Source organism: Butyrivibrio sp. FCS014, from assembly GCF_000526935.1.
Classification (GTDB): domain Bacteria; phylum Bacillota; class Clostridia; order Lachnospirales; family Lachnospiraceae; genus Butyrivibrio.
The window spans coordinates 143,816-162,502 of sequence record NZ_JAHA01000003.1 but is presented as its reverse complement, the minus strand read 5'-3'; the positions used below and the strand labels follow the sequence as shown (position 1 = coordinate 162,502).

Below are 18,687 nucleotides of genomic sequence, written 5' to 3'. Positions count from 1 at the left end.
TATAAGCCCTGCCCTACCTTTGACTTATAAATCCTCTGACCCTCAATGCCTTTCCATTAAGCTTCACTGTGATGCAGCCCGTTTTGTCGGTCCTGTATACCATAGATCCGGCCTGATTAAGCCTATCCAGCAGTTCTTCATGTGGATGACCATAGGAATTGTTTTTACCGCAGCTTATAAGTGCAATCCCGGGACGTACAAGTCCGAGGAATTCGCAGTCCGTTGTGTACTGCGAACCATGGTGAGCGACCTTGAGAAGATCAACATCTGCGTAAAGAGGCAGATTATTTTTTATGGCATCCCGCAGATACTCCTGCCCCTCTCCTTCCACATCTCCGGTGAAAAGAGCCGTAAACTCCCCGCAGCGAAGATGAAGAACCATTGAGTATTCATTGGCTCCGGAAAATGACTTGTTCCGGGCAGGATTAAGACAGGTGAGATCCGCCTCTCCAATGTTGAATCCCTCTCCGCTGTTTATATATAGGATTGGAATCCCAAGTTTTACCGCTCTTTGTTCCAGGATATGATAATTCTCTCCTCTGGTAATTTCCGCCACTTCCGGAAGTAACAACTTCTTTATCCTGATTCCGCCCATCTCCATGTCGTCCATGATATCAAGAATTCCGCTTATATGGTCTTCATCCTCATGTGTTACAGCCACAGCGTCAAGCTTTCCTATTCCCTTATATTTAAGAAACGGAATGATACGGTATTTACCTACGTTTTTCTTTGAGGTACTGCCGCCGTCTATCAAAAGATTCCGCCCTTTGCTTGAAACCAGGATGGAATCTCCCTGCCCCACGTCGATCATATTCACCTCGAGGTCGGGATGGAATCTCAAGGAGAAGATCACCACTGCTGCCAGCAAAATGGCATATCTTATAATGTCCCTTCGAAAGAGAATAAAAAAGCTCCTTCTTCGGGTGTCCGGAGTCTTTCCGTTGCCCATAGTCCTGCTTTTGCCCGGAGTCTTTGAAGGTGCTGCGTCGGATTCACCATATCTTTTTGTTACTATTACAAAGAGACATATCAGGCACAGGTATGTAAATGCCTGCCACCTTGCGGGATGCCCCATATACCAGGTAAATGCAGCATTTAGCCCGCTAAAAGAACTTATCAGACTGTAACCTGAAAGTATAAGGTGCACCAAAAGTCCCAAGGGTTTTATGATTACTGCTCCCGCTCCAAGAGCCAGAAGCACTCCCAGAACCGGAATCACAAGAAGGTTCAGAATAATGGAATGCAGCGGATAAGTATAGTAATACAGCCCGTATACAGGAAGGGTCGCAATACCGATGGAGACTGAGGTAAGAACACCTCCCTTAATAAAATCAGACACCTTTTCGCCGCTTATCCCTTTGCTCTTCTTATCATCCACAAATCTCATCTCCTGTCCTTTTGACAGGCCCATGACTGTAAGACAGGGCTTTATGACAACTATTCCAACAACTGCCCCAAAGGACATGAGAAAGCCACTGTTGTAGATATACAGAGGTTGATACAGCAGCAAAAGAATCTCCGAAAGGGCCAGGGAAGTAAGAATATCGTAGGTCCTTCCAAGCACCGGAGCCAGCAGTCTTAAGCTGAACATCAGGATTGCCCTGAAGGCAGAGCTTCCCATTCCGCACATAACTCCGTAGGAATACATAGCCATCACGGATAATATGCAGGCTACAGCACTTCCAAGATGTAAGAAGAAAGTTCTTTTCACAAATCTTTTGCCGCACAGGTATATGACATCTGCGATACGCTTCAATAGCCTGTATAGCAGCATTCCCAAAAGGGCGATATGGGTTCCGCTTATACAAAGTACATGGACTACCCCTGCAGCTTTGAAGCGGCTTTGCACATCGCTGTCAAGACTGCTCTTATCTCCCAGCAGCATTGCTTTCATGATACCTGCATCTTCAGGGGATAAGTTGTCATCCAAGGAATCCCCAAAGATAACCTTAAGGCGCCACAGAGCCTCCCTATACCTGTTTTCCTCTCCTCCGGTGCCAAGGACCCTGGCATCTGTAATTCTGTATGAAATTTTCAGGGTATTGTAATAGAGACGGCTGTCGAACTCGCCGGGATTGGTTGGTGATGAAAACTCCTTTACCTTCCCCCCGATACGGGCGAAGGTGCCTATGGCCGGAGCATCACTCCCATCAAGATAACACTGAACTGACATGGAATCATTGCCGGAAATATAGACTGCAACCTGCGTTGTACCATCATAGCCCTTCACCGGCTCTTTTCCCGAAACTCTTCCTGTGATCTCGGTATAGCTGCCATCGGGTGCGGGGCAATAAGAACGGGCTGCAATATCAGGATAAAGCAGTTCAAGATAGAGAAAGACAGCCGCCGTTAAGATAAGCGCAAAGACGCATAACGGCCGCTTCAAAGATTTGATCTCCTAAGAAAAATATTACTCTATGATATCCAGATTTCTCTCAAAAGGTCCGGATACTGCATAGTCCATAAACGTGAAGGATGCCTCTCCGCCGATGGAGAAAGCCACCTTGTTCACGTAAGAAAACTCAGTAACGGTATTAACAATAGAATAAAGCGCAACTTCAGCGCTGACCTGGTATGGTTCTGTCAGGAAGGATGGGTCAAAATCGATATAGCAGACTCCGTCCTTGACGCTGACGCTGTTGATCTTGGAATCCTTGGAAATAGTGGGATAACAGATATCGGAATTGGGTCCCTTGATAAGCTGCTCCACCGCCAGTCTCTCCATGGAAATATTACTGTTATAGACAACGGATCTGTACACAGGCACCAGCTTATCTCCGGTTTCGTTGGTAAAATACAGCTTCAGCTCGATCTTCTCATAGGTATTGATCTCGTTACCCATATTGTAGATAAAGGTATCCGCAGACATATTGCCTATAACGGTCCCGTACTTGTCCGTAAGGGGATTGCCCTCAATCTGGAAGTTGACATATTCTATCTGGGGAAGCTGAGTAAAGGTCCTGACAATGGCTGCCCTGTCCAGGATCTCTATGGTCCTCTCAATCTCCAGATAGGAGATATCAAAGTTCAGGGAAAGGAGCTTGTCGGTAATGGTATAGCCAAGAAGGTTCACCTCACCTGTAAGAGGCGCTTCGTACTGCATTCTCTCAGGCATGGTTCCCAGCTGCTCCAAAAGTTCCTCGATCACGGCTTCAATGTCCGTACTGCTGCTCTTTATCTCATAGTCAACCGCCACAATTGCTGTCTCGCTGTTATTTACATAGAACAGCTTAAAAGAGTCATCATCAGCCGAAGGTCTTCCGACGCTGCAGCCTGTAAGACATGTCATGGCAAGGATCATGGCAAGCACAGACGCTATTATGTTTTTACGTTTCAATAAAAATCGTCTCATATCCTAATCACTTCGCGGATGCCGCAGAGCTTGTCAGCGGTATCTTAACAGTAAAAGTAGTACCCTCGTCCGGTACACTTGTTGCCTCAATGGTTCCTCTGTGCATGATCACAGCATTTCTTGCAATGGCAAGTCCAAGTCCTGTTCCGCCGATCTCTCTGGACCTTGACTTGTCAACTCTGTAAAATCTCTCGTAAATGTGATCCAGGGACTCAGGGGGAATTCCGTAGCCTGAATCCATAACCTTCACATAGAAAAACTGATGATCCGCGTCAAGTTCAACTCTGACCCATCCCTCATCCCGGTTATACTTGATGGCATTCTCCACAAGGTTCATGATAACAAGTGATATCTTAACCTCGTCAATCTCAGCAGTGATGGCTCTTTTGCTCTCCAGAGTCAGTTCAATATTGTGTTTTCTTGCAATGGGGCGAAGGCGCTTAAGCACCACCTCTGTAAGGCTTACCACATCCACTGATGTAATGGTAAGGCCGGAAGCTTTTTTGTCCATCTTAACAAGAGCAAGAAGATCGTTGATGATCTTATCCTCTCTGTCGATCTCCGCACCTATGTCGGTCATGAACTCTCTGTAAACCTCATTGGGCACATCCTCCTGAGCCAGAAGAGAATCCGCAAGAACCTTCATGGAAGTTATGGGAGTCTTAAGCTCATGGGACACGTTTGAAACAAACTCCTGCCTGGAGTCATCAAGAACCTTCATTCGCTTAAGAAGCGCATTGAAGGCGTTTATTATCTGCTCGGTCTCAAGGTAGTTGGGGCCTGTGATGGGCTCATCGGCATAGCCGGCCTTAACATCGTTAATGGCGGCGGTGATCCTGCCGAAGGGCTTTAGCAGTGTATAGGAAACAATGGCCGCAAACATCAGAATGAAAAGGATGATGATAACCTCAATAGCCTGGGCGCGGTTACTTAAGATCTCCAGAGTTGTGGCGATGGTATCCGTTGAAACACTGGTAAGAAGAACGCCCCTTACAACCTCAGCATTCTGCCCCGATACGGATACGTCCTCTTCCTGGATAAGCTCCGACTCAATGATGGGGGTTACGACCTCGATATATCCGCTGGCAGAGTCATACTTGGAGACAGAGCCCTTTGACCCGGTCTTTAAGCATCTGACCACCTCTTCAGAAATAATGGTCTTCCCCTGACTGATATTATAGGTGTCCTTTACAACCTTAAGGTCATCGTTAATGACAATAACTCGCCCGTCATAAAGATTGGCCAGCATATCAAGCTCCGCGTTTATGACCTCGGAGGAAGTATCCTGAAGATAATTGGAAACAATAAGGTGATTCGCCAGAATCCTGAGCTGTGTCTGGACTTCCGTCGATTTGACATTGACAGCACGATCCTCATAGCTATCCAGGATGATAACATGCATAACAAGGCATGAAATCAATCCTGTAAGGAAAACTATGACAAAGAATCGCACTCTAAGACTTTTTAGTACGTCACGTATTTTAAGTTGCCTGAAAAAATCAGCAAAACTACCGGTTGTTTTCATAAATTATGCCTGGAAATAGTATCCGCTGCCCCACTTGGTCCTAACATAACGAGGCTCGCTGGGATTGGTCTCAAGTTTTTCACGAAGCCTTCTGATGTGAACATCCACGGTTCTCTCATCACCGGGATAATCCTTGCCCCAGATGGTCTCAAGAAGCTCTTCCCTTGAGTAGGTCTTGCCGGGAGTTGATGCAAGAAGCTCCAAAAGCTCATACTCCCTGCTGGTGACATTGATCTCCCTCTCCTTCACAAAGACACGTCTGTACTCTTCGTTGAGCTTAAGATCACCGTAGCTGATAACCTTTTCTGTATCTCCGGGCCTGCTCATCCTGCGCATGATCGCCTTGATCCTGGCCTTAACCTCAAGAATGTTAAAGGGCTTGGTCATATAGTCGTCAGCGCCGTAGTCAAGTCCAAGGATCTTGTCCATGTCATCGCCCTTGGCGGTAAGCATGATAATGGGAACGTTGGAAAACTCCCTTATCTGCTGACATACTTCAAAACCCGTCAGTCCCGGAAGCATAACATCCAGAAGTACGATATCATACTCATTATTCCTGGCCATCTCCAGCGCTTCGTTGCCGTCATAGGCACAGTCGACCACGATATCATCCTGTTCAAGGCTGAACTTTATTCCCTTTACAATTGCTCTCTCGTCGTCAACAACCAGCGCTCTCTTACTCATTTCTTCACCATTCCTAAATAATTCAAACCGTTATCTTATCTTTGATTTTGGAAAAAAGCTTTTCCTTGATACCGGAAACCTTCATGATATCTTCTATGCTCTTAAAGGCCCCCTTATCACTGCGATAGGATATTATCCTGTCGGCATACCCCGCGCCGATTCCCGGCAAAGAGGTAAGTTCTTCTTTGGTCGCGGTATTGATGTTGATAAGACCGTTGTCCGCAGCTGCCGCTTTACCCTCAAAGGCTGAAAATCCTCCGGAAATACCTCCGGACTCATCTGTCCCGGATAAGGAGCCGTTACCGCTTCCTTCCATCATCTCTTCAACTTCCGCCACGGTAGGAATATACAGCTTGATCCCGTCTTCACAGGGGGCAGCCAGATTCACATAGGTCCTGTCCGCCTCATCGCCAAAGCCGCCAGCAGCCTTCACTGCATCATCAAGCCTCGACCCGGCTTCCAGCTCATAAACTCCGGCGCTTTTTACCGCTCCGCAGACATATACCACAACCTGCGTATTCAAGGATTCAGACGCCGCAGCATCGCTTGCATCCTCTTTCTCTTCCCCGGGAAAAGAGCCATCACTCTTATCCACAGCAGGAGCTGAAATCTCCTGAGGTGATTCAAAAGCAGATGTTTCCGCAACGGATTCAAGTACCACTTCAGTACTTGCTGATGTACATCCTGTCTGCATTATAAGCATAACTACCGCTATTAAAACCATTAACTTTTTTCGCATGTTTCCTCCTATGGAGGACCCCACCATGCTAATCTATTTTATTAAATTTGTTGTAATATTTCAATCATTATCTTCATTAAGATCGGCAGTAATGTCTACATTACTGGGATCAGGAAGAGTTTCCTCGGAGAAGGGCTCACCGGTGATCTGGGTCATGATATTCTCAGACACCTGCCTTAAAGTGGAATTACAGTCCTCACCGTTCCAGATCTTGGTGAAGGCAATCTCAAGCTGCATCCACAGATTACTGGTCTCGATGGTCTTGGGCATGGGAACCGAATCCGCATATACCTTTACAAAGGTCACAATGTTGGGATCACCGTATTCTACGCCGTATCTTGCAGCTATTTTATCGGAATGCCTGAACAGGTCACCTGAAGTGTCGCTGCACAGGAATTTGGCAACGTCAGCTGCCTCTTTTCCATGCTCGGAGAGGCCGTTTACCACAAGACACTCTGTAACCGACATGGTCCTTGAACCAAAATCAGCTGTGATACCGGGCATATCCGCAACCGCAAATTCAAAGTCGCACTCTCCTGCAGCCTGGGCATCCTCAATTTTCTTGATGATATCCGTGGTGGCCACAGTAAATACTACCTTGCCATTTATGAAGTCCTGAACCACCTGATTATAATCAATGGATTCAGGGTCTATAGCAAAGAACTGGTTGAGCTGCTGATAGATCTTCATGCAGCTGATGGTATCGGTATTGTAAATATCTATCTGATTGACATCATCGCCGGCATCTCCGCCAACATTCATGTAGTTTCCAACAAAGAAATAATTGTAGAAGATATCGGTAACATCCCACTCAAACACCGCTTCAACCTGCTCAGGAGCGTTGTAGCTCTCGGCAAACTTAAGGATATCGGAAATGGTAAGGGGAAGGCTTTCAGCCACCGCCTCATCGATCATGCCCTGAGTGATCTCAGTGCTGACATCGGAAGTAGCTGCATCCTCAAGCTCTCCCTCGCTTGATGCCTCTTCTGCCGCAGCCTGAGCCGCTTCGCCCTCCGCAGTGTCAATCTCGGACTGCATGGTCTCAACAGCCATATTTTCAAGGTAGGTCTTGTTGTAGATCAGTGAACTTGTCTCAAAGTAGAAGGGATAAGCAATCTTCTTGCCCTCGTAGGTCACGGAATTAAGGGCAGCTTCAGGGAAAATACTTCCTGTCAGAAACTGTCCGTCCTCATCAACCTCCATGGCAAGACCTGCAAGATAGGCCTTCTCCAGAGAGTCATTTGTTATGATATAAAGATCCGGGTAATTGTCCATATCGACAGATGCCCTGTTGATCTCCTCCAGGTATTCAAGACCGGAGACCAGTACAGGTTCGATACGAACATCATCATTGGACTCGGCGTAGGCAACAGCCCGGCTCTGCAGATACGGAGTAAGCGAATCATCCGTGTACCAAAGCCTGACTGTAGTCTTATTATTGCCAAATAGTGAATAATCTTCAAAAATATTCCTGTCAGAACGGGCATAGACAAAAGTGCCCGCCAGAGCACAAAGCGCCAGTATTATTGAAAAAATCCTGATACGTAACTTCATATAGACTCCAGACATGAATCCAAAATAGAGATCATGTCATCAATATTCTCCTTCGTTATAACCAGCGGCGGCACAAACCTTATGATATTGGTGCCGGCATTGATAAGGATAAGTCCCTTTTCAAGAGCCTTGTTGATCACTTCCGCAACAGGTCTGTCAAAGACAAGACCCTGCATTAAACCTGCACCTCTTCTGTCTGTAATGAAGTCGTATTTGTCCTTAAGTTCATCAAGACGCTGCTCCAGATAGGGAGCCACCGCATTCACATTCTCTATTATATTGTCCTCTTTAAATAAATCAAGGACTTTATTGATGGCCGCACAGGCAAAGGGATTGCCTCCGTAGGTGGTCCCGTGATCTCCGGCCACCAGTGAATTCTGCCCTACTTTCTCGGTCATAAGGAATGCTCCGACAGGAACTCCGCAGCCAAGCGCCTTGGCTGTTGTCATGATATCAGGCTTAATGCCGTATTTCTGCCATGCAAACATATACCCTGTTCTTCCCATGCCGCACTGGATCTCGTCAAGGATCATCAGGATGTCCTTTTCATCGCACACCTTTCTGATCCCTTCAAGAAACTCTTTTGCTGCAGGGAAAATACCGCCCTCTCCCTGAACAGTCTCAAGGATAATGGCACAGGTCTTTTCATTCACAAGAGAAAGGACGCTGTCAAGGTCGTTTAGGTCCGCAAACTTTATATTACCTATCATGGGCTCAAAAGCCTCGCGGTAGTGGGGATTTCCCGTAACCGAAAGGGCGCCGAAGGTCCTTCCGTGGAAGGAGTGATTCATGGCTATGATCTCGTGATCCGTTCTGCCATCCTTAAGATAAGCATACTTTCTTGCAGCCTTAAGAGCCCCCTCTACAGCCTCCGCTCCGCTGTTTGTAAAGAATACCCTGTCCATTCCCGAGACTTCCTTGATCTTCTTTGCAGCCTCAATGGCAGGAACGTTGTAGTAATAATTGGAGGTATGAAGAAGCTTGTCAATCTGACCTTTAAGGGCATCATTGTATTTCCTGTTGCCGTAGCCAAGGGCAAACACAGCAATTCCGGAAACAAAATCCAGATACTTCTTACCGTCAATGTCATAGAGATATACGCCTTCGCCCTTATCCAGAACAATCTGATAGCGATTGTAGGTGTGCAAAAGAGCCTTCTCCGCTTCATCTATATACTTCTTCATCTGTTCGCTCATAGCTTTCTCTCCCATTTCATCTGTTAAAAACCGGGGCACTTTATCTTAGAGCCCATGCGCCCGCATTCATTCTCATCCGGCATTCTGCGCCAGGTCGTCGTTGTCGCCCATAAACATGGTCCCGACACCCTTATTGGTAAAGATCTCAAGAAGCAGGCAGTGAGGGATCCTTCCGTCAAGAATATGCACCTTGTTAACACCCTGCTTGATGGCATCGGTACAGTTGTTGAGCTTGGGAAGCATGCCTCCGCCGATGTTTCCGCTTGCGATAAGAGCATCCGCCTCGGAACATGTCAGCCTTGATATGAAGGTGGAAGGATCGTTGATATCCTTGTACACTCCCTCAATGTCGGTCAAAAAAGCCAGCTTGTCAGCCCCTACTGCCTTGGCAATGGCACAGGCTGCATCATCTGCATTGATGTTGTAGGTATCGAAATTATCATCAAGTCCGATAGGGGCAATGATAGGCAGGTAATCGTTATCAAGAAGATCATAAAGAACCTTGGGATCGACGCTGTCTACCTCGCCTACGTATCCGATGTCCTTGCCGTCAGAGTACTTCTTTTTAACATGCAAAAGACCTGAATCCTTGCCGCTGATACCGATGGCCTTTACCCCAAGTTCCTGAACCATGGTAACAAGCTGCTTGTTGACTCTTCCAAGGACCATCTCCGCAATTTCCATTGTCTCTGAATCCGTCACACGAAGTCCGTTTACAAACTCAGCCTCTTTTCCCACCTTGGAAACCCAGCTGCTGATGGCCTTGCCGCCTCCGTGAACGATGATGGGCTTAAAGCCTACCAGCTTAAGAAGAGTAACGTCGGTGATGACGTTCTTCTGAAGCTCCTCATTGCTCATGGCACTTCCGCCGTACTTTACAACAATGATCTTTCTGTTGAACTTCTGAATATAGGGAAGGGCCTCAACCAGCACCTCTGCCTTCTTCAATACATCCTGCATATCCTTGTCCATACCTGTCTCCTCTTTCTATTAAGATCTATAATCAGCATTTATCTTTACATAGTCATAGGTAAGATCGCATCCCCAGGCAGTGGCCTCTTCGCTGCCCTCATGCATGTCAACAAAAACAGTGACCGCATCTGCTTTCATGATCTTAAGAGCCTCGTCCTCGTCAAAGGCAAGGGGCGTTCCCTTGTCAAAGACCTGAAGGCGACCGTTTGCGCTCTCAAAGAAAAGCTCCACATCGTTCTGGTCAAACTCGGCTCCGCTGTATCCCATGGCACACAGGAACCTTCCGAAATTGGCGTCGCATCCGAAGATTGCCGCCTTGGAAAGATTGGAACCAACAATGGCTCTTGAGAGAGTCCTTGCATCATCCTTACTCTTTGCATTTACAACCTTTGCCTCGAAAAGCTTGCTGGCGCCTTCACCATCTGCCGCCATCTTCTTGGCAAGGAAGGTGCAGACAAACTTAAGCGCCTCCATGAAAGCATCGTAAGCTTCACCTTTTCCGGTGATCTTCTCATTTCCTGCCTCGCCGTTGGCCATAAGGATCAGGGTATCATTGGTGGAGGTATCTCCGTCCACGGTTATCATATTGAAGGAGTCCTTGACAACTTCGGAAATGGCCTCCTGCATCAGTTTCTTTTCAATGGAAATATCTGTTGTAAGGAAAGCCAGCATGGTACACATGTTGGGATGGATCATTCCGCTTCCCTTGCTCATTCCGCCAAGAGTTACCTCTTTACCCCCGATGTCAAAAGAAACAGCGATTTCCTTGTTCACAGTGTCGGTGGTCATAATGGCCTTTGATGCTGCGGTTCCGGCCTCGATGCTCTCTGAAAGGTCCGGTGCCATCTTCTTTACTCCTGCGGTAAGTTTGTCCACGGGAAGCTGCATGCCGATAACTCCGGTTGATGCAACGGCGATGGAATCGAAGGGTACGGAAAGCGTCTCTTCTACGGCCTTTGCGGTAGCCTCGCAGGCATCAAATCCCTCTTTTCCCGTGCAGGCATTGGCTATTCCCGAATTGATGACAACGCCGTGCAGAGGGCCGTCACCATGAACCAGCTTCATATCCCACTGAACGCAGGCTGCCTTTACCTGATTGCTGGTGAAGGTTCCCGCACTGACGCAGGGCTTATCCGAAAAAACAAAAGCCATATCGGTTCTTCCCTGATACTTGATACCGGCCTCGCAGCTGGCAGCCTTAAAGCCCTTTGCAGCTGTTACTCCGCCTTCTATAGTTTTCATATTATATCCTCCCAAAAGAGTGATCTTTTACTTATTAAATACTGTAAGATTATCCGGGTTTAAGGTGAAGTCATAATAGTTCATGTCATCCCTTAAGGTCCAGCCCATCTTCTGCCAGAACTTGTTCCCCACGTTGTTGGTGACAAAGGCGTTGATGCATACCTTGTTGATCTTCTCCTTCTTAAGCTGCTCGCAGCAGAACTCCACCATCTTCTTGCCTATACCGTGCATACGGTACTCTTCGCTTACGCATACGTGATACATGCAGGCTCTTCTGCCGTCATGTCCGCAAAGGATTGCTCCGACGATCTTGCCGTCCTTTTCATATACCGCGCTGGTGGTGGGATTTCTTTTTAAAAAGAGCTCTATGCCCTCACGGGAGTCATCAACGGTGCGGATTCCAAAGCCGTGAATAGACATCCACAGCCCGTAAACAGCATCATAATCATCCATTGTCATTACACGAACCATTGCTCAATACCTCTTTTACATAGGAATATCCCGCAAAATTACGGGAAAGCCGGAACAAGCTTAAGGCCCATGCCCTCATCAAGTCCGAAGAGGATGTTCATATTCTGGACCGCCTGTCCGGCTGCGCCTTTAACCAGATTGTCGATGGCGCCCATCATTATAATCCTGCCTGTGCGCTCATCTATCTTAAAGCCTATATCCACAAAGTTGCTGCCCTCAACCCATCTGGTCTCGGGATAAACATCTTTATCAAGAAGCCTTATAAAGGTCTCATCCTTATAATACTTCTCATAGGCAGCTCTTACTTCATCGTAGGTTGGAAGCTTGCCGTCCTTCTTTATTAAGGAAGCGTATTCCGTGGCAAGGATTCCTCTGTTCATTGGAGCCAGATGAGGTGTGAAGTTGATCACTATCTCTTTTCCTGCGGCGTAGCCCAGCTGCTCCTCGATCTCGGGGGTGTGACGGTGATTTGCAACACCGTAGGGCTTGGCGCTCTCATTTACCTCACAGTAGAGGTTTGCCACCTTGGCACCTCTTCCTGCACCGGAGACACCGGAAAGTGCATCCACTATCAAAGTGTCAGGATCTATGAGTCCCTCTTTTACCAGGGGATAGGCTGTAAGAATGGAACAGGTGGTATAGCATCCGGGATTTGCAACTATCCTTGCCTTTGCTATGTCCTTCCTGTTGATCTCGCAAAGTCCGTAGACAGCTTCTTCTATATATGAAGGAGCCTTGTGCTCAATCCTGTACCACTTCTCATAGACTGCTACATCCTTTAATCTGAAGTCTGCGGAGAGATCAATGATCTTTACCTTATTAAGGATATCTTCATTTACAAGTGATGCGCAAAGTCCCTGGGGAGTTGCTGTGAAGATAACATCCACCTCTTCTGCAAGGACCTCCATGTTGTCGTCCATACACTTTGCATCCACAAGCTTAAAGAAATTTCCGTATATGCTGCTGTATTTCTCATCAATATAGCTTCTGGAGCCATACCATACAACTTCCGCTTCCGGATGAGCAAGTAAAAGCCTTACGATCTCTGCTCCTGCATATCCGGTAGCACCGATGATTCCTGCCTTTATCATAGTTTTCGCCTTTCCATATAAGAATATGCTTGTTTTAGTATACGGCTCAAAAATGAAATATGCAACATGAAATTTCATAATTATGCACTTTTTGATTATTTTTTAAATATTTATGCATTTACTATTGCATTTTATGCATTTTGGGTTTATAGTAGCTTTCAGATTAAGCGAATCATAAAGAAAGTTGAGGAAAGTACTATGGCTAAAGAAAAAGTTATTCTTGCGTATTCAGGCGGTCTTGATACCACTGCTATCATTCCGTGGCTCAAGGAAAATTTTGATTACGAAGTAGTTTGTGTCTGCATCGACTGCGGACAGGAAGAAGAGCTGGATGGCCTCGATGAGAGAGCTAAGAGCTGCGGCGCCAGCAAACTCTATGTTTTAGATGTAGTTGACGAGTTCTGTGATGAGTACATCGTTCCCTGCGTAATGGCACATGCTGTATATGAGAACAAGTACCTGCTTGGAACTTCCATGGCACGTCCTCTTATTGCTAAAAAGCTGGTTGAGATTGCCAGAAAAGAAGGCGCTGTTGCTATCTGCCACGGCGCTACCGGAAAGGGCAACGACCAGATCCGTTTTGAGCTTGGTATCAAGGCTCTTGCTCCCGACATCAAGATCATTGCAGCCTGGAGAAATGATAAGTGGACAATGGATTCACGCGAATCCGAGATTGAGTACTGTAAGGCCCACGGCATCAACCTTCCCTTCTCTGCAGATTCCAGCTACAGCCGTGACAGAAATCTCTGGCACATCTCCCACGAGGGTCTGGAGCTTGAGGATCCTTCACTGGAGCCCAATTACAAGCACCTCTTAGTACTCGGCAAAACACCTGAGGATGCTCCCGATAAGCCCACTACCGTTACAATGACTTTCGAGGGCGGTATCCCCAAGTCAGTTAACGGCAAGGAAATGAAGGTTTCCGATATCATCCGCACCCTGAACAAACTTGGCGGTGAGAACGGCATCGGTATTGTTGATATCGTTGAGAACCGTGTTGTTGGAATGAAGTCCAGAGGCGTCTATGAGACTCCCGGAGGAACCATACTCTATGAAGCTCATCAGCAGCTTGAAGAGTTGATTTTGGACCGTGATACCTATACAATGAAGAAGGATATGGGCAACAAATTTGCCGATCTAGTATATGAAGGGAAATGGTTCACTCCTCTTCGCGAAGCCGAGCAGGCCTTTATCGAGTCAACACAGAAATATGTTACCGGTGAAGTTACCTTCAAGCTCTACAAGGGCAACATCATCAAGGCCGGCACCAAGTCCCCTTACTCTCTCTACAATGAGAGCATCGCATCCTTCAAGACCGGTGACCTCTACGATCACCACGATGCTGAGGGCTTCATCAATCTCTTTGGCCTTGCTTCAAAGGTTCGTGCCATGAAGATGCAGGAAGTGGAAAACAATAAATAACACATGAAATCCATCTTCTTTATAATTGGATATTTTGTAATTGTAAATATTTTAGGGTTTGCCTTAATGGGAATCGATAAGCGGAAGGCTGTGCGTCATGCCTTCCGTATCCCGGAGGCGACCCTATTTTCCGTTGCGCTGGTGGGAGGAAGTCTTGGCACTACTCTTGGCATGTTCCTCTTCCGCCACAAGACAAAGCATTGGTATTTTAAGTTCGGTATGCCTATAATATTATTATTACAGATAGGACTAATTGCTTTTTTGCACTTCAGTCCCATAGAATTCAGTTTTATGTAAAGGAGTAGGCGATGTATCTGGCAGTATGTGACGACAACATAGCAGACAGAAAGCAGACCGAGAGACTGCTCTCCCGCCAGTCAGACCGTGTCTTCAAGGATTTCGGCGAGCGTATATACATAGACTCCTACGGCAACGAGGATGCCTTCATGTCACACCCTCAGATGTATGCGGGTCTTTTTATCGACATGGTATCCGGGGATATAAACGGTTTTGACATCGTAAGGCTCCTGCTGAAAATGGGCATAGACCAGCCCATTATCATGTGCGTATCTTCTCTCGATTACAGGAAGATGATATCTGATGCCGCCATAGAAGCCGACAATCTGTATTTTCTGGATAAGCCCTTGAAGGTTGCGGAACTTACGGAAATGGTTGAGCTTATCCGCAAGAAGAATTCCGTTACCATCCCTTCTTTGGAGCTTCGAGGGAAAGACGAGACCATCTATGCTCACGGCGATGAGATAATCTGCTTTAGAAAGCAAAAATCCGAGATTGAAGTATCACTTACCGATAACCGCACCATCGGTATTATCGGAGATCTTTTCAATATCTACGACCAGTGCCGTATTTTTCCTCAGATCTGTCCCGTTTCGGACTATGCTCTTGTAAATGTGGATCACGTTTCCAAGACATCCTTCGGTAAGGTCACCATGGACAACGGCCTTGTTATTCCGGTAGCCTTTGCCTACCGAAGCTACATTCAAAAGACCAGGGAGAACCTTGCAAAGACAAAACAATAACCCGGTGGCCACCTTAAGACAATCAAAACCCCCGCCCTGCATCTTTGAAACAGCGAGTAAAACCCGTTATTTCAAAGCTGCAAAGCGGGGTATTCTATTTGTATTATTAGTTTCTGATCAGAGTGCTCTTACTGACTCTCCTTCGATCATATGTCCCTCAAGGATCATGATGCCCTGACGATAGCGCTCACCGCTGATCTTGCGGATAAGATTCATAACAGCGTTGCGTCCCATCTCATAGGTATCAACACCATAGGTGGTTATCTTGATATCGCAAAGTCCCGGGAAGAGGTAATTATCAAAGCCTACCACTGAGATGTCCGCAGGAACACGATATCCCTTCTCTCCAAGTTTCTTGATAAGAACACTGGCTGTAAGGTCATTATTGCACACAAAAGCTGTAGGCATTTCATCCGGGAGCTTAAAAAATCTGTTGCCATCCATAACTCCTGTGGATAAATCCCTGTCTTCTATTATCCAGTCCTTTTTGACAGAAAGGCCATTCTCCATAAGAGATTTGCAATAGCCGAAATATCTGTCGGTAATGCTTCCCGATGCCAGAGGTGTACCAACAAAGGCAATCTTGCGATGTCCCTGATCAAACAGGTAATTGGTCATACAATAAGCACCATTGTAGCTGTCGGAAACAACTGCATCCTCATCCCCTGTGTGGTTACAGAAGTCCAGATAAACCATGGGAATTCCGGATTGCTGTTTAATGCTTCGAAGGTAATCGGCATTGAGACTTCCGATGACCATGATTCCCTCTACCTTGCGATCCAGGATAAGCTTGGGGATATTTCCTTCAGTCTCATTCTGCTCTGAGATCACTTCAAGCATGGTGAAACATCCCTTCTCCATAGCTATCTGAGATACCTGCTGATGCATCCTGTTGTAGAAAGTGTTATACTCGCTCATGTACTGCTCAGAGATAAGAACACCGATGGTGTAGCTTCTGGCTCCTGCTTCCGCCTTTCTTGATACCGACGCAACATATCCCATCTCGTTGGCAAGGGCGTGTATCTTCTCCCTTACTGCATCGCTCATTCCCTTTTGACCGGAAAGAGCTTTGGAAACGGTAACGGTACTGACACCTGCTTTTTCAGCAATGTCCTTTAACCTTACGCTTTTTGCCATAAAAGTTATTCTCCAATCCTACTAATTTTCACTTCCTGTATGCAGTTTTATATCATTATAGTATACAAGTTTCACATGGTTTTCAATGCATAATTATTCGATTTGGTATCTTTATTTCATTTTCTTGTTAATATTGATACAAACTTAATCATAGCTTATAATTAACCATGTTATCAGGGAGAAAAGTATGATTGCTATCAGAATTCGCGGGCAGAAAAACTTCATGGCAAAGCTTCTTACAACAGACCTTTTTGACAGGTATCTTCTGGAAGAAGCCACCATTGAAACCTTTAACACCTTCACCATAGACGGCAAGATAAACAGGGATTTTTACGACGGCTACGAAGGCCTTGAAGATGGTGAAAATGCTGCAGATCCCGGCGCAGCATTCTCAACCTGGTCCATGATCCGCCCCATCTGTCTTGACCTGATTAAAGGTAAGCGAACCCCGCTAAGTTTCAAGTTTGTCCTTTTTCTTGATGATAATTCCAAGGAAGAACTCTTCCGGACAAAAGACATAGATATGCAGCCCGATCAGGTGTCATTTGGTATAATTATTAAGTTTTCTTCGGGAGAGGTTCAGATCACCACAGGGATATCCCATAAGACTTTTACAATGGATAAAACCGCAGAAAAAGCCTGGGATGCGTACATCCCAAGCTTTCTTGATTCAAATGGTATAGATTATGAAATTCTCTGATCAGGCCTGATATTTCTGCAGAATAACGATCAGCTCATCATATTTGGGTTTGATGATATCATACTTCTCTTTGTAGCCTTCCATGGAGCCGGCCCTTAAAATCTCCGTCAGTTCGCACACAGGTGTAAGGAACCCCTTAAGTGCAAGATTGGAGCCAACGCCCTTAAGAGTATGTACAGCCTTGAAGGCTTCAGCAACATTTCCCTCTGCCAGATATTTGGTAAGATCGTTCATGCTCTGATCGTTGAGAAACTTGAACATAAACTTGGCGATCAGGTCCTCATTACCCATAAATCTGTCCAGGAGCTCGTTCCAGTCAGCACCCCATTCTATAAGTTCAGTCTTTAAACCAGCATCCATAAGCCACCCGTCCGTGTGATCACGATATTTCGGAAAAATCCTATATAATGATTGTACATCATTTAAATGATGCCTTCAAACTAATTGCACGTTATTTAGACTTTTTTTACTTATTATATAATTATTCATTCATTGACAGGAGTCTCTGGGCCTGATCTGCCGCTGTAAGAGAATCAATTATCTCATCCAGGTCTCCGTCCATGATCTGGTCTATCTTGTACAGAGTAAGCCCGATCCTGTGATCTGTAACTCTTCCCTGATGGAAATTGTAGGTCCTTATCTTCTCCGACCTGTCTCCGCTTCCCACCTGGCTTCTTCTAAGCTGAGCCTCATCGTTTTGCTGTCTGCTTACTTCCATTTCGTAAAGCTTGGCCCTTAAGACCTTAAGAGCCTTGGCCTTGTTCTGCTGCTGGCTCTTCTCGTCCTGACAGGATATAACGATACCCGTTGGAAGATGTGTGAGTCTTACCGCAGAGTCTGTGGTATTTACGCACTGTCCCCCGTTTCCCGAAGCCCTGAAAACATCAAACTTGCAGTCGTTAAGATCCACTTCCACCTCGACCTCATCAACTTCGGGCATGATAGCTACGGTTATGGCCGATGTATGTATCCTTCCGCCGGATTCAGTGGCGGGAATTCTCTGGACTCTGTGAACACCGCTCTCAAACTTAAGCCTTGAATAAGCTCCGTTTCCGTTGATCATAAAGCTCACAGCCTTGATACCGCCGATGCCTATATCCTCCACGCTCATGGTCTCAACCTTCCAGTTCCGCCTCTCGGCATATCTGGTGTAGGCCCTGAACATATCTGCCGCAAAAAGAGCTGCCTCATCACCGCCAACACCCGCTCTGATCTCCACGATAACATTTCTCTCATCGTTGGGGTCCTTGGGAAGAAGCAGAATCTTAAGCTCCTCCTCAAGCTTTGGAAGCTCGTCCCTTGCCCCGGAAAGCTCTTCCTTTAGCATTTCCTTCATATCGGGATCCGATTCCTCTTCAAGCATTGAAAGAGACTCGCTTATAGTCTCCTTGCATTTCTTATATCTGTTATAGCAATCAACCAGTGCCTCAAGACTCTTCTGCTCCTTCATAAGGGCCTTGAACCTGTTCTGGTCCGAGACCACAGAAGGGTCGTTCAGCATCATGGTTATATCTTCATATCTTCTGATTATGTCTTCCAGTCTGTCAAACATCTGAATTTCC

18 protein-coding genes are annotated in these 18,687 nt (G+C 46.3%); 4 read left to right on the top strand and 14 right to left on the bottom strand.

What is annotated here, in order from left to right; translation table 11 throughout:
- Positions 1-13: 13 nt before the first annotated feature.
- From T456_RS0101115 to argC, 11 genes are all read right to left on the bottom strand, one after another.
- Positions 14-2,386, bottom strand: a complete 2,373-nt coding sequence (locus T456_RS0101115; RefSeq protein ID WP_024864512.1) for a ComEC/Rec2 family competence protein — start codon at positions 2,384-2,386, stop codon at positions 14-16.
- Positions 2,387-2,410: 24 nt separating this feature from the next.
- Positions 2,411-3,337, bottom strand: coding sequence for a GerMN domain-containing protein (locus T456_RS0101110; RefSeq protein WP_024864511.1), 927 nt, complete (start codon positions 3,335-3,337; stop codon positions 2,411-2,413).
- A gap of 22 nt (positions 3,338-3,359) precedes the next feature.
- Positions 3,360-4,877, bottom strand: coding sequence for a sensor histidine kinase (locus T456_RS0101105; RefSeq protein WP_035800922.1), 1,518 nt, complete (start codon positions 4,875-4,877; stop codon positions 3,360-3,362).
- Positions 4,878-4,880: 3 nt separating this feature from the next.
- Entirely contained in the window at positions 4,881-5,561 is a 681-nt protein-coding gene (locus tag T456_RS0101100; RefSeq protein ID WP_024864509.1) for a response regulator transcription factor, read from the bottom strand.
- A gap of 22 nt (positions 5,562-5,583) precedes the next feature.
- Complete coding sequence (locus T456_RS18875) at positions 5,584-6,300, bottom strand: helix-hairpin-helix domain-containing protein (protein WP_051464942.1); 717 nt, start codon at positions 6,298-6,300, stop codon at positions 5,584-5,586.
- 60 nt (positions 6,301-6,360) lie between these two features.
- Positions 6,361-7,854 (bottom strand): sugar ABC transporter substrate-binding protein, encoded by a 1,494-nt coding sequence (locus tag T456_RS0101090; protein WP_024864507.1) that lies wholly within the window; start codon positions 7,852-7,854, stop codon positions 6,361-6,363.
- Positions 7,851-9,050 (bottom strand): aspartate aminotransferase family protein, encoded by a 1,200-nt coding sequence (locus T456_RS0101085; RefSeq protein ID WP_330369667.1) that lies wholly within the window; start codon positions 9,048-9,050, stop codon positions 7,851-7,853. Before T456_RS0101085 ends, T456_RS0101090 begins: the two co-directional genes overlap by 4 nt.
- 72 nt (positions 9,051-9,122) lie before the next feature.
- Complete coding sequence (gene argB, locus T456_RS0101080; RefSeq protein ID WP_024864505.1) at positions 9,123-10,022, bottom strand: acetylglutamate kinase; 900 nt, start codon at positions 10,020-10,022, stop codon at positions 9,123-9,125.
- 18 nt (positions 10,023-10,040) lie between these two features.
- Positions 10,041-11,264 (bottom strand): bifunctional glutamate N-acetyltransferase/amino-acid acetyltransferase ArgJ, encoded by a 1,224-nt coding sequence (gene argJ, locus T456_RS0101075; protein ID WP_024864504.1) that lies wholly within the window; start codon positions 11,262-11,264, stop codon positions 10,041-10,043.
- 27 nt (positions 11,265-11,291) lie between these two features.
- Positions 11,292-11,735 carry a GNAT family N-acetyltransferase gene (locus T456_RS0101070; RefSeq protein WP_024864503.1) on the bottom strand — a complete coding sequence of 148 codons (444 nt, stop codon included), beginning with the start codon at positions 11,733-11,735 and terminating at the stop codon, positions 11,292-11,294.
- 38 nt (positions 11,736-11,773) lie between these two features.
- The gene (gene argC, locus T456_RS0101065; protein WP_024864502.1) at positions 11,774-12,826 is read right to left on the bottom strand and encodes an N-acetyl-gamma-glutamyl-phosphate reductase; all 1,053 of its coding nucleotides are present in this window, start codon (positions 12,824-12,826) and stop codon (positions 11,774-11,776) included.
- 198 nt (positions 12,827-13,024) lie between these two features.
- On the opposite strand from argC, the gene T456_RS0101060 reads away from it, so the two are divergent.
- From T456_RS0101060 to T456_RS0101050, 3 genes are read left to right on the top strand one after another with little or no spacing between them, the layout of a single operon-like run.
- Positions 13,025-14,248, top strand: coding sequence for an argininosuccinate synthase (locus tag T456_RS0101060; protein WP_024864501.1), 1,224 nt, complete (start codon positions 13,025-13,027; stop codon positions 14,246-14,248).
- A gap of 3 nt (positions 14,249-14,251) precedes the next feature.
- On the top strand, positions 14,252-14,545 hold the full coding sequence (locus T456_RS0101055) for a DUF1294 domain-containing protein (protein ID WP_024864500.1): 294 nt from the start codon (positions 14,252-14,254) through the stop codon (positions 14,543-14,545).
- An 11-nt stretch (positions 14,546-14,556) separates the two neighbouring features.
- A complete protein-coding gene (locus tag T456_RS0101050) occupies positions 14,557-15,288 on the top strand; it encodes a response regulator (protein WP_024864499.1) in 732 nt (243 codons plus the stop codon).
- 117 nt (positions 15,289-15,405) lie between these two features.
- Here the strand turns inward: T456_RS0101050 and T456_RS0101045 are convergent, their stop codons facing one another.
- Positions 15,406-16,425: a substrate-binding domain-containing protein gene (locus tag T456_RS0101045; protein WP_024864498.1), complete on the bottom strand. Its 1,020-nt coding sequence runs from the start codon at positions 16,423-16,425 to the stop codon at positions 15,406-15,408.
- A 187-nt stretch (positions 16,426-16,612) separates the two neighbouring features.
- Between T456_RS0101045 and T456_RS0101040 the strand changes: the two genes are divergently transcribed.
- Positions 16,613-17,125, top strand: a complete 513-nt coding sequence (locus T456_RS0101040) for a DUF5721 family protein (protein ID WP_024864497.1) — start codon at positions 16,613-16,615, stop codon at positions 17,123-17,125.
- Here T456_RS0101040 and T456_RS0101035 read toward each other — a convergent pair whose 3' ends face one another.
- Positions 17,126-17,485, bottom strand: a complete 360-nt coding sequence (locus T456_RS0101035) for an Hpt domain-containing protein (RefSeq protein WP_024864496.1) — start codon at positions 17,483-17,485, stop codon at positions 17,126-17,128.
- 121 nt (positions 17,486-17,606) lie between these two features.
- On the bottom strand, positions 17,607-18,677 hold the full coding sequence (gene prfA, locus T456_RS0101030; protein WP_024864495.1) for a peptide chain release factor 1: 1,071 nt from the start codon (positions 18,675-18,677) through the stop codon (positions 17,607-17,609).
- Positions 18,678-18,687: the final 10 nt, after the last annotated feature.

What these genes read in the sequence shown, in the direction of transcription:
- T456_RS0101105 (WP_035800922.1), bottom strand. Translation starts at nt 4,877, where the DNA reads ATGAAAACAACCGGTAGTTTTGCTGATTTTTTCAGGCAACTTAAAATA.
- T456_RS0101100 (WP_024864509.1), bottom strand. Translation starts at nt 5,561, where the DNA reads ATGAGTAAGAGAGCGCTGGTTGTTGACGACGAGAGAGCAATTGTAAAG.
- T456_RS18875 (WP_051464942.1), bottom strand. Translation starts at nt 6,300, where the DNA reads ATGCGAAAAAAGTTAATGGTTTTAATAGCGGTAGTTATGCTTATAATG.
- T456_RS0101090 (WP_024864507.1), bottom strand. Translation starts at nt 7,854, where the DNA reads ATGAAGTTACGTATCAGGATTTTTTCAATAATACTGGCGCTTTGTGCT.
- T456_RS0101085 (WP_330369667.1), bottom strand. Translation starts at nt 9,050, where the DNA reads ATGAGCGAACAGATGAAGAAGTATATAGATGAAGCGGAGAAGGCTCTT.
- argB (WP_024864505.1), bottom strand. Translation starts at nt 10,022, where the DNA reads ATGGACAAGGATATGCAGGATGTATTGAAGAAGGCAGAGGTGCTGGTT.
- argJ (WP_024864504.1), bottom strand. Translation starts at nt 11,264, where the DNA reads ATGAAAACTATAGAAGGCGGAGTAACAGCTGCAAAGGGCTTTAAGGCT.
- T456_RS0101070 (WP_024864503.1), bottom strand. Translation starts at nt 11,735, where the DNA reads ATGGTTCGTGTAATGACAATGGATGATTATGATGCTGTTTACGGGCTG.
- argC (WP_024864502.1), bottom strand. Translation starts at nt 12,826, where the DNA reads ATGATAAAGGCAGGAATCATCGGTGCTACCGGATATGCAGGAGCAGAG.
- T456_RS0101060 (WP_024864501.1), top strand. Translation starts at nt 13,025, where the DNA reads ATGGCTAAAGAAAAAGTTATTCTTGCGTATTCAGGCGGTCTTGATACC.
- T456_RS0101055 (WP_024864500.1), top strand. Translation starts at nt 14,252, where the DNA reads ATGAAATCCATCTTCTTTATAATTGGATATTTTGTAATTGTAAATATT.
- T456_RS0101050 (WP_024864499.1), top strand. Translation starts at nt 14,557, where the DNA reads ATGTATCTGGCAGTATGTGACGACAACATAGCAGACAGAAAGCAGACC.
- T456_RS0101045 (WP_024864498.1), bottom strand. Translation starts at nt 16,425, where the DNA reads ATGGCAAAAAGCGTAAGGTTAAAGGACATTGCTGAAAAAGCAGGTGTC.
- T456_RS0101040 (WP_024864497.1), top strand. Translation starts at nt 16,613, where the DNA reads ATGATTGCTATCAGAATTCGCGGGCAGAAAAACTTCATGGCAAAGCTT.
- T456_RS0101035 (WP_024864496.1), bottom strand. Translation starts at nt 17,485, where the DNA reads ATGGATGCTGGTTTAAAGACTGAACTTATAGAATGGGGTGCTGACTGG.
- prfA (WP_024864495.1), bottom strand. Translation starts at nt 18,677, where the DNA reads ATGTTTGACAGACTGGAAGACATAATCAGAAGATATGAAGATATAACC.